Source organism: Candidatus Synechococcus spongiarum SH4, from assembly GCF_000586015.1.
GTDB classification, from domain to species: Bacteria; Cyanobacteriota; Cyanobacteriia; order PCC-6307; family Cyanobiaceae; genus Synechococcus_B; species Synechococcus_B spongiarum_F.
This window is the reverse complement of sequence record NZ_JENA01000052.1, coordinates 1-8,907: the sequence shown is the minus strand read 5'-3', so window position 1 is coordinate 8,907 and position 8,907 is coordinate 1. Positions and strand designations below refer to the sequence as shown.

Genomic DNA, 8,907 nt, shown 5'->3' with positions numbered 1-8,907 from the left:
CGGCAGCCGGTCGCGGATCACGGCGGCGGCAAGGGCCAACCCAGGGGGAACACCTGCGCCTGCCCCTGACCATTTCCTTCCGGGAAGCGGTTTTCGGGACAACCCGGGAGGTGCAGATCCGCCACCGGGAAATCTGCTCCACATGCGGAGGTAGCGGCCTCAAACCCGGTAGCCGCCTGAGCACTTGCCAAACCTGTGGGGGACAGGGTCAGGTTCGCCGCACCAGCCGCACCCCCTTCGGCATGATTTCCCAGGTGAGCACCTGTCCCACCTGTGGCGGCCGTGGGAAAGTAGCCAGGCCGGAGGATCGCTGCGGTGCGTGCCAGGGTCAGGGCGCTATTCAGGCCCCCAAGAAACTCCGCATCACCATTCCCCGGGGTGTGGAATCCGACCAGCAGCTTCGGGTTGCCGGCGAGGGGAACGCGGGAGAGCGGGGTGGTCCAGCCGGAGACTTGTTTGTGGAATTACAGGTGGAATCCGATCCCAGGTTCCAGCGGGAAGGGGTCACCATCCGTTCCTCCACCGAGGTGAGCTATCTACAAGCCATTCTTGGCGACACCATCACGGTGACCACGGTGGACGGGGATCAATCCATCGAGTTGCCAGCCGGAACCCAGCCAGGGGAAGTTCTCACCCTGCCGGGTCTTGGCGTTCCCAGGCTGGGCAACCCTGTGGCGCGGGGTGACCATCTGCTGACGGTCAAGGTGAGACTTCCCAAGGGCAGGTTTTCCCTGAGGGAGAAGGACATCCCCGGTGGCCTCTCGAAGGAGGGCCGCAACTTGCTCAAACAGTTGGACAAGAAAGCCCAGGCCAAGGGCAGCATGCTTGGCGGCCTTCTCTAGGACGGGGCTCCAACCACCATGGACACCATTGACCTGGACCTGCGCGGCGTTCCCTGCCCTCTGAATGCCGTTCGGTGTCAGTTGGCGTTCGAGAAGCTGGCGGTGGGGGAAGGGCTGCGGGCGCAGCTTGATTCCGGCGAACCCCTGGAGAGCGTCGTGAATCAATTTCTCGACGCCGGTCAGCGGGTGGACGTGGAGAGGGACACCGGGCAACAGGCAACCGTCCTCGTCACCCGCATCTCCCCCTAGCCCTGCAGGTCACGGGCAGGGTCATCCCCCCAGCAGGTTGGGCATGTTGAGATTTCCCAAGCCTCCGGTGAGTTCTTCCATGCGGGCTTTCATGGTTTCCGTGGAACGCTGGTGGGCTGCCTGCAGGGCTTCCAGAACGGCTGCTTCCACCACTTGCGACTCCTCGGCCAGCAAGCTGGGATCCAGAAAAACCCCTTGTGGAACCTGGTTGCCCGAGATGGTGATCCGTGCCCGTCCATCTTCACTGAACCCTTCCAGAACCAGGGCATCCAGTTCCTCCTGAAGCCTCACCGCATCCTTCTGGATCTGCTGCGCCTTCTGGAAGGCTTCAGTGAGTTGGGAAAAATTGGGGAGTCCAAAGCCGGCCATCAGGACAGACCAAACTCCCATCAGCCTACGGGACTTGGGGAGGACCGGTTGACATCGTCAAATCGGCCCAGGCGTTTGATTTCCGTCTGCAGCGCGATGCTCTTCTCCCGCATGACACTGTCTTGCACCAGGTGAATCAGCGCCTGGACGTGCCGGGCTTTGGCCCGGCCACGGTTGACAATAAAATTGGCATGCACCGTTGAAATCTCCGCATCACCCCGCCGCTGGCCTTTCAGGCCCAGGACATCGATGAGTCGCCCTGCTTTCATCGGCAGGGGATTGCGGAAAACACTGCCTCCGCTGGGCAGATGACAGGGCTGGGTTCGGTGGCGCCGATCCAGGTTGGTCTTGATGGTGTGCAAAAGGCGCTGGGGGGCATGACCGGGGTTGGTGCGTAGGCGAACCGAGGTCACCACCCACGGCGTCTGGGCGGCCGCCATCTCCTGAAGGAGGCTATGACGATAACCAAAGGCCATGTCCCGCTCCCGCCATCGCCAGAACCTACCTGTGACGGGGTCCAGCAGCTTCACATCAACAAGCCACTCCGCCAGACAACTCCCCTGACAGCCCGCATTCATGGCAACGGCTCCGCCAACGGTTCCCGGAATTCCCGCCAGCCACTCCAGGCCCTGGAGGCCGGCTCGCGCCGCCTTGCGGGCCAGGGTCGGCAGAAATTCACCGGCGTAGGACTCGACGAGTCCCGTGGTGGGATCAAGCCGGACCCCTTGCAGGCGCCTCAGGCCCAGGGACAGTCCCTGCACCCCCTCATCGCTCACCAGCAGATTGGAGCCGGCGCCAATGGGGTGAACCCTCAACCCCATGGCCACAGACCATTGCGCCACGTTGGCCAACTGGTCGACACTGCGGGGCTGGGCCAGATACTCGGCGCTTCCCCCCACCCTCCAACTGGTCAGACCCGCCAGCGGCTGGTTGGGGCGCACAGCGGTGGGGAGGGGGACGGGGCACATATCGCCTACGCTGCCATGGGAACAGCGGAATGCACCAGACCGGGTAGCCGGTTAATGGAGCCTGCCCCCATGGCCAGCACCAGATCGCCAGGCCGGGTGTAGCTGTAAAACTCCTGCGCCAAGTGCTCCAGGTCGTCAAAGCAATGCACTGTTCCTCCAATTGCGGCAATGGCCCTGGACAGGCTGGTATGGCTGACTCCGGCGATGGGCTTTTCCCCGGCGCTGTACACGGGAAGCAACAGCACTTCATCCGCGGCGGTCAGCACCCGGGCGAATTCCTGAAGAAAGTTCCTGGTTCGGCTATGGCGATGGGGCTGGAAGGCCACCACCAGCCGCCGGGGCGTTAAGGGGAGGGAGGATTTGTCGTTCCCCACCATGGCCCGGGCCATGGCAAGGGTTGCAGACACCTCGCTGGGATGGTGAGCGTAGTCGTCCACCAGCAGCCGCCCATCCACAACACTGTGAAACTCGAACCGGCGGCCAGGGGCGCGAATGGTCTTGCAAGGATTCTGCAGTGCGGAGAAGGGGATTCCCAACTCCAGGGCCGCCGCCAGGGCCGCCGCCAGATTGGCCAGGTTGTGGGCGCCCGCCAAGGGACAGAAAACGGGACCCAGGCACTCGGCCCCGGCGTGGACAACCGCCTCACTGCCGCTGCCCAGGCATCTGATATCGGAGAAGTGGTAGTGGGCAGATCTTGTCCCGTCAAGGGACCATTGCCGTGTGCCTGGAAGATGCCGGCTCAGAACGGGGCAATCCCCGTTGGTGAGCAGGATTTGGCAGTTGCGGCCGAACTCGGCCATGGTGTGGAGCAGATGGCTGAGATCGGTGTAGTGATCTATATGGTCCAGTTCAAGATTGGTGATGATCCCGATCCGTGGCCGGAATTTCACCAGGGTGCCGTCGGACTCATCCGCTTCCGCCACCGCAACGTCGCCGCCGCCATGGCGACCGTTGCTGCCCAGCCAGGGCACCACGCCGCCGATGACCACCGTGGGATCCAGACCCACTTCCATCAGAATGGTGCTGAGAATCGTGCTGGTGGTGGTTTTGCCATGGGAGCCGGCCACCAGGACCGACCGGGGCTGGCTGACCAGCAGGTCCGCCAGCAGGTCCGAGCGATGAATCACCTCCATGTCTCCCGCCCTGCGGATCGCCGCCAGTTCCGGATTGTCTTCTTGAATGGCGGAACTGATCACCACCAGGGGAGGCAGCGGAGCGTCCTTGCGCAGGGCCTTGACCGCTCTGGAGTCCTGCTGGAGGGTGATCCTGGCGCCGGCACGGTGCAGAGTACTGATGGATTTGGAGTTGCGGATGTCCGACCCACTGACGCGAAACCCACGGGCCATGAGGATTTCCGCAAGGGCTGACATGCCAGCACCACCGATGCCCACAAAGTGAACGGGCCGCCGTGGATCAAGAGTGTGTGTCAATGGCTCCCGCCCCTACGGCCCCAAACTAAGCAAACATCAGCGAGAGAAGCCAGGGGCATGGTCCCTTGCGGCAGCATCGGCGGAAAGGTTGTGTGCTGTTACAAGCCAACGGCCTTCTGTATGATCCACTGCCGAATCCACCTCCCCTGCCCGCCCTGTTCATGACACTGAAAGTTGCCATCAATGGCTTTGGCCGCATCGGCCGCAACTTCCTGCGTTGCTGGTTAAGTCGTGGGGACAAGACGGGTCTTGAGGTGGTTGGCATTAACGACACTTCCGACCCCAAGACCAACGCCCACCTGCTGACCTACGACTCCATGCTTGGCCGCATCCGGGATGCGCAAATCTCTCCCGCAGAGGGAGCCATCATCGTCAACGGCAAGACAATCAAGTGCTATTCCGACCGCAACCCTTCCAATCTGCCCTGGGGGGAATGGGGTGTGGACCTGGTCATTGAGTCCACTGGCGTATTTGTTACCAAGGCCGGCGCCGAGAAACACTTGGAGGCCGGCGCCAGCAAGGTGCTGATCACGGCGCCCGGCAAGGGTCCGGGTGTGGGCACTTTCGTGGTCGGGGTCAACGACCATGAATACCGTCACGGGGACTACACCATCATCAGCAACGCCAGTTGCACCACCAATTGCATGGCCCCCCTGGTCAAGGTGCTGGATCAGCAGTTTGGCCTCAACAAGGGCCTGATGACCACCATTCACAGCTACACGGGCGATCAGCGCATCCTTGACGCCAGCCATCGGGATCTGCGCCGCGCCCGGGCCGCCGCCATGAACATCGTCCCCACCTCCACCGGCGCCGCCAAGGCGGTGGCTTTGGTGTATCCCGACGTGAAGGGCAAGCTCAGCGGCATTGCCATGCGGGTTCCCACCCCCAACGTTTCCGTTGTGGACCTGGTCTTCGAGTCCTCCCGCCCCACGACGGCGGAAGAAGTGAATGCCGCGGTCAAGGAGGCGTCCCAAAACGGCATGGCGGGCATCATCAAGTACGGAGACCTGCCCCTGGTGTCCAGTGACTACGCCGGCACAAGCGAGTCAGCCATCTTTGACGAGGCCCTGACCATGGCCATGGGGGACAACATGATCAAGGTTGTCGCCTGGTACGACAACGAATGGGGCTACAGCCAGCGGGTGGTGGACCTGGCGGAGGTGGTGGCCAGCAAGTGGGAACCTTCCCCCGCAGCCGCGTGAACACGGGCTTCCCGTTCTAATTCGGCGTTCTTTCCCGCCACAGGGATTGCGGGGCCGAAATGGTCGAACAGCTCCCCTGGCGGCAAAGGACCCAGCTTGCCGTTGCGGGCGTCCTTCAGCAACAGGTGGCGGTTGGCGGTCACCACACCCACGTGATAGAAGCCCGGTTCACGCTCCAGCAGTGTCCGGGCCCAGCAGGGCTCCAGAGCCAGAACCAGCTCGAAATCCTCCCCACCCCAGAGGCAATGGCGCTCCGCGCCAGGAAGGCCCATGAAGGCCGCGGGAAGGGGAAGGTCATGGATATGGGCCCCCAGGCCCTGCTCCCCACAGAGCAGGCGCAGGGCTTGGGCAAGGCCGTCGCTGCTGTCCGTTCCCGCCACCCGCCAGGGGGTTCCTGGGGGCTGACTAGCCCGCAGCCGTGGCGGAACATCCAGGCGGGCCCGGGGATAGCAATGGGCCGCAACGGCCTGGGCCTGGAGGCTTCCCGGTTTGGGGTGTACCCCATGGAGCAGCAGAGACAGGCCGTAGCTGCTGAGGCCGTGGGGGCCGCTGCAGACCAGCCAATCTCCCACCTGGGCCCCACGGCGACGGATGACGCGCCCCTGATCCACGGCGCCGATGGCGGTCATGGCCAGGCTCACCACGGGGCTCTCCACGCAATCGCCCCCCAGGAGACAGCCCCCATGGCAGTCCAGGGCCCTGACCATGCCCCCATAGACGGCCTCCAGCCAATGCCAGGGGAGGGATCCCGGGCAACCCAGACCCACAGTGACGCCCACAACCCGATCCGCACCCATGGCGGCCAGATCCGAAACATTGGCCATCACAGCCCGCCAACCCACGGACTCGGGCGGGGTGGTGGTTTGTGAAAAGTGACGGTCCTCCACCAGCACGTCAGTGCTGACCACCCCACGGCGCCAGCCGGGCGGGGACGGTATCAGGGCAGCGTCGTCAGCCAGTTGACCCGATGGGGCAAAGCGCTCCAGACGTCTGAGCAGTTCCCGCTCCCCCAACTCCGCCAAAGAAGGGGAATGAGCCTTACCCATGGGCCCGCAGGTTTTCAGCGCCGCTGATCACGGTGGCTTCAAGGATCCGGTCCGTGGATGTCAGCTTATCCAGCAGGTCCGCGCCTTCCACCACGTAGCCGAAGGCGGCAAACCGTCCGTCAATCAGGTTGAGGCCCGCCGGAGTCAACTCGGACTCGAACAGAAAGATGAAAAACTGGGAGGAGCCATCATCAACCGCGGCGCTGGAGTGGGCCCAGCCCATGGCGCCCCGTGCGGAAAAGGGCAGAACAGGCGTCTCCTTGAACAGCCCCAGATCCTCAAAGGTGAGGTCATACAAAGGCTGTTCCTCGCTGGCAATGCGGATCTCCAGGGGGATGGTGCGCAGTTGCCCGGTCCGTGGATCCACAAAGCCGTCGGCCTCCCCTTCCGGATCACCGGTTTGCAGGATGTAGAACGCTTCAGCCCGGTTAAAGCTCAAACCATCGTAGAAACCCCGTTGCACCAGATCCACAAAGGCGCCAGCGGTCAAGGGGGCGTTGTAGCCGTCCACCACCGTGAGCAGGTCGCCGGCCGTGGTGTGGAGCCGCACCTGGGCCCGCCCCAGCAGCCGGGGCAGAGCATCGTACTGCCGGGGGATGGAGAAGGGAAATCCTTGCACCAGGTCCGCTTCCATGGAACCGATCAACGCCAGAATCCGGGCGCGCGCCGCCAGGAAGGCGGGGCGATCCTGCCGGGCCGCCGCCTGCTCCAACCGGAGGAGGAGTTCCCCGAGGCGCTCAAGTTGTTCCTCAACATCCACGCCACGCTGTTGAGCATCCGCCTGAATGGCGGCGCCCCCTTCGTTCAGCAGCCTCTGCAGGCGCCGGGACCGCTTCGTCAAGGAACTCCACCGCTTGGCCCGCAAATCGGTTCTGCTCCCCTCCATGGTGTGCTGCAGGTCCCGCAGTTGCCGCTGGTCCATGGGCAACGCATCCCGCAGCAGGGCGCCGGGATCCGTAACGGGATCCCCCGCCGGCAGGGCGGCAGCAGGTTGGGGGAGGGGAATCAACAGAGCCAGGACCAGGGCCAGGGACCAACACCAGCGCCATGGGCGGTGGCGAAGCGCTGGAGGTGCGGGGAGGGGAAGGGTGGAGCCTGGAAAAACCATGGGATCTGGCCACAGGGCCGGTCATGGGTTGCTTGCTGAGGAACTCTGCCACAGGGAACCGGGCCGACGCCTCTTAGAATCCGTGGGCTTCACCACAGGCAGCGGATGATTTCCAGCAATGACTTCCGTACGGGCACAAGCATCGAACTTGATGGCCAGGTCTGGCGTGTCGTTGAGTTTCTCCACGTCAAACCCGGCAAGGGATCGGCTTTTGTGCGCACCAAGCTCAAGGCGGTTGTGTCCGGAAGCGTTGTGGAGAAAACGTTCCGGGCCGGAGAGATGGTGCCCCAGGCGGTGCTGGAGAAGTCCGGCTTCCAGCACACCTACAAGGAGGGGGACGACTTTGTGTTCATGGATATGACCTCCTTTGAGGAGATGCGACTCACGGCCCAGCAGATTGGCGGCCAGCGCAAGTACCTGAAGGAGGGCATGGATGTCAGCATTCTGTCCTGGAACGGAAAACCGTTGGAGGTGGAGCTGCCCAATACCGTGGTCCTTGAGGTGGCCCAAACCGACCCTGGCGTCAAGGGGGACACCGCCACCGGCGGCACCAAGCCCGCTGTCCTGGAAACGGGCGCCCAGGTGAACGTGCCCCTGTTTATCAGCACCGGCGAGCGGATCAAAATTGACACCCGCAACGATACCTACCTGAGCAGGGAATAGCTCTTTTAACGGCGTTCCTTCTTTGCCACTTCACCCCCTCCCCATTGATCGTGCAGCTTGATCACAGTCAACTCAAGGACCTCCTGACACTGCTTGGCGGCAGCGACATCCAGGAGTTCATTCTGGAAGGCAAGGATTTTCACCTGGAACTGCGGCGCTACCACAGCAACCAACCCGCGCCAGCGGCTACGGCCGCCCCTGCCGCCCCGCCAACAGCAAGCCCGCCAACCCCCAGAGCCAGCACGCCTCCCGGTCGATCAGACCTGGTTGAGGTGCATGCCCCCATGGTGGGCACCTTCTACCGGGCGCCGGCCCCGGAGGAGCCCCCCTTCGTGGAGGTGGGTGACAAGGTTCAGGTGGGGCAGACCCTTTGCATCCTGGAAGCCATGAAGCTGATGAATGAAATTGAGGCGGAGATCTCCGGGGAGGTGGTGGAGGTGCTGGTGGAAAACGGCGCCCCCGTGGAGTTCGACCAACCCCTGCTCCGCCTCAAACCCCTGTGACGATGAGAATGAACGCCGGGACTTGGACAGCAGTTGCCCTTGGAATTGCTATCGCCTGTGGTCTCCTGTCACGGTGAGTCAGCAGTCCTGGAGCGTTGACAGTGGTCTCAGTTCAGCGGCCGCTAGCAGGGCGGCCGCCCTGCTCCCCTCCCGGGCCAATCCCTCACCCGCCAGGGCAAACGCCGTGCCGTGGTCCGGTGAGGCCTCCGGGAAGCCTGGAGAGGCATTCTCGGCCGAGACCTCTACGATCCGTGAAACTGGTCCTGGTCACTCTTGTGATCCAAGGTCGTCAGCACCTTCCCCTGGCCATGGCTTCTCCCATTGAGCACTTTGTCACCCGTTCCTTTGGCGTCTGGACTGCCCAGCGCAGTGGCCACAACCTGGCCTTCCGCCATGTGGAAGAGGTGGAGTCCGAGATTTGCATTGCGCCCGTAGCCCCGGAGGATCCCCGGTTGATGGAACTCCTGGCCAGCAACCATGTGGAAGCCAACGCCATGTGCTGCCCCTTCTCCGTCACATGGCATGGG

Annotated in this window: 11 protein-coding genes; 6 read left to right on the top strand and 5 right to left on the bottom strand. The window is 63.4% G+C overall.

The window, feature by feature from the left end:
* Together BG35_RS0103895 and BG35_RS0103890 are read left to right on the top strand one after the other, a co-directional pair.
* Nucleotides 1-842 (top strand): DnaJ C-terminal domain-containing protein (locus tag BG35_RS0103895; protein WP_025781791.1); only part of this gene is annotated, 842 nt, incomplete at its 5' end.
* Nucleotides 843-860: 18 nt separating this feature from the next.
* Entirely contained in the window at nt 861-1,091 is a 231-nt protein-coding gene (locus tag BG35_RS0103890) for a sulfurtransferase TusA family protein (protein WP_025781790.1), read from the top strand.
* A gap of 21 nt (nt 1,092-1,112) precedes the next feature.
* Here BG35_RS0103890 and BG35_RS0103885 read toward each other — a convergent pair whose 3' ends face one another.
* From BG35_RS0103885 to murC, 3 genes are read right to left on the bottom strand one after another with little or no spacing between them, the layout of a single operon-like run.
* Nucleotides 1,113-1,460, bottom strand: coding sequence for a YbaB/EbfC family nucleoid-associated protein (locus BG35_RS0103885; RefSeq protein WP_025781789.1), 348 nt, complete (start codon nt 1,458-1,460; stop codon nt 1,113-1,115).
* Between the two features lie 20 nt (nt 1,461-1,480).
* On the bottom strand, nt 1,481-2,428 hold the full coding sequence (murB, locus tag BG35_RS0103880; protein ID WP_025781788.1) for a UDP-N-acetylmuramate dehydrogenase: 948 nt from the start codon (nt 2,426-2,428) through the stop codon (nt 1,481-1,483).
* A gap of 5 nt (nt 2,429-2,433) precedes the next feature.
* Nucleotides 2,434-3,819, bottom strand: a complete 1,386-nt coding sequence (gene murC / locus BG35_RS0103875) for a UDP-N-acetylmuramate--L-alanine ligase (RefSeq protein ID WP_269087818.1) — start codon at nt 3,817-3,819, stop codon at nt 2,434-2,436.
* Between the two features lie 200 nt (nt 3,820-4,019).
* On the opposite strand from murC, the gene gap reads away from it, so the two are divergent.
* Nucleotides 4,020-5,060: a type I glyceraldehyde-3-phosphate dehydrogenase gene (gene gap / locus BG35_RS0103870; RefSeq protein ID WP_025781786.1), complete on the top strand. Its 1,041-nt coding sequence runs from the start codon at nt 4,020-4,022 to the stop codon at nt 5,058-5,060.
* Here gap and thiL read toward each other — a convergent pair.
* Together thiL and BG35_RS0103860 are read right to left on the bottom strand one after the other, a co-directional pair.
* Nucleotides 4,988-6,106, bottom strand: a complete 1,119-nt coding sequence (thiL, locus tag BG35_RS10175; protein WP_080688009.1) for a thiamine-phosphate kinase — start codon at nt 6,104-6,106, stop codon at nt 4,988-4,990. The two genes, gap and thiL, sit on opposite strands and share 73 nt — an antisense overlap.
* Nucleotides 6,099-7,214, bottom strand: a complete 1,116-nt coding sequence (locus BG35_RS0103860) for a peptidylprolyl isomerase (RefSeq protein WP_025781784.1) — start codon at nt 7,212-7,214, stop codon at nt 6,099-6,101. The genes thiL and BG35_RS0103860 overlap by 8 nt, the downstream gene beginning before the upstream one ends.
* A 105-nt stretch (nt 7,215-7,319) precedes the next feature.
* Between BG35_RS0103860 and efp the strand changes: the two genes are divergently transcribed.
* The 3 genes from efp to BG35_RS10170 form a co-directional block, all read left to right on the top strand.
* The gene (gene efp / locus BG35_RS0103855) at nt 7,320-7,877 is read left to right on the top strand and encodes an elongation factor P (protein ID WP_025781783.1); all 558 of its coding nucleotides are present in this window, start codon (nt 7,320-7,322) and stop codon (nt 7,875-7,877) included.
* A gap of 44 nt (nt 7,878-7,921) precedes the next feature.
* Nucleotides 7,922-8,380 (top strand): acetyl-CoA carboxylase biotin carboxyl carrier protein, encoded by a 459-nt coding sequence (accB, locus tag BG35_RS0103850; protein WP_025781782.1) that lies wholly within the window; start codon nt 7,922-7,924, stop codon nt 8,378-8,380.
* A gap of 308 nt (nt 8,381-8,688) precedes the next feature.
* Nucleotides 8,689-8,907 (top strand): phycobiliprotein lyase (locus BG35_RS10170; RefSeq protein WP_034416930.1); only part of this gene is annotated, 219 nt, incomplete at its 3' end.

Bases quoted from the DNA above. Each gene is read 5' to 3' on its own strand.
- BG35_RS0103890 (WP_025781790.1), top strand. From the start codon at position 861: ATGGACACCATTGACCTGGACCTGCGCGGCGTTCCCTGCCCTCTGAAT.
- BG35_RS0103885 (WP_025781789.1), bottom strand. From the start codon at position 1,460: ATGGCCGGCTTTGGACTCCCCAATTTTTCCCAACTCACTGAAGCCTTC.
- murB (WP_025781788.1), bottom strand. From the start codon at position 2,428: ATGTGCCCCGTCCCCCTCCCCACCGCTGTGCGCCCCAACCAGCCGCTG.
- gap (WP_025781786.1), top strand. From the start codon at position 4,020: ATGACACTGAAAGTTGCCATCAATGGCTTTGGCCGCATCGGCCGCAAC.
- thiL (WP_080688009.1), bottom strand. From the start codon at position 6,106: ATGGGTAAGGCTCATTCCCCTTCTTTGGCGGAGTTGGGGGAGCGGGAA.
- BG35_RS0103860 (WP_025781784.1), bottom strand. From the start codon at position 7,214: ATGGTTTTTCCAGGCTCCACCCTTCCCCTCCCCGCACCTCCAGCGCTT.
- efp (WP_025781783.1), top strand. From the start codon at position 7,320: ATGATTTCCAGCAATGACTTCCGTACGGGCACAAGCATCGAACTTGAT.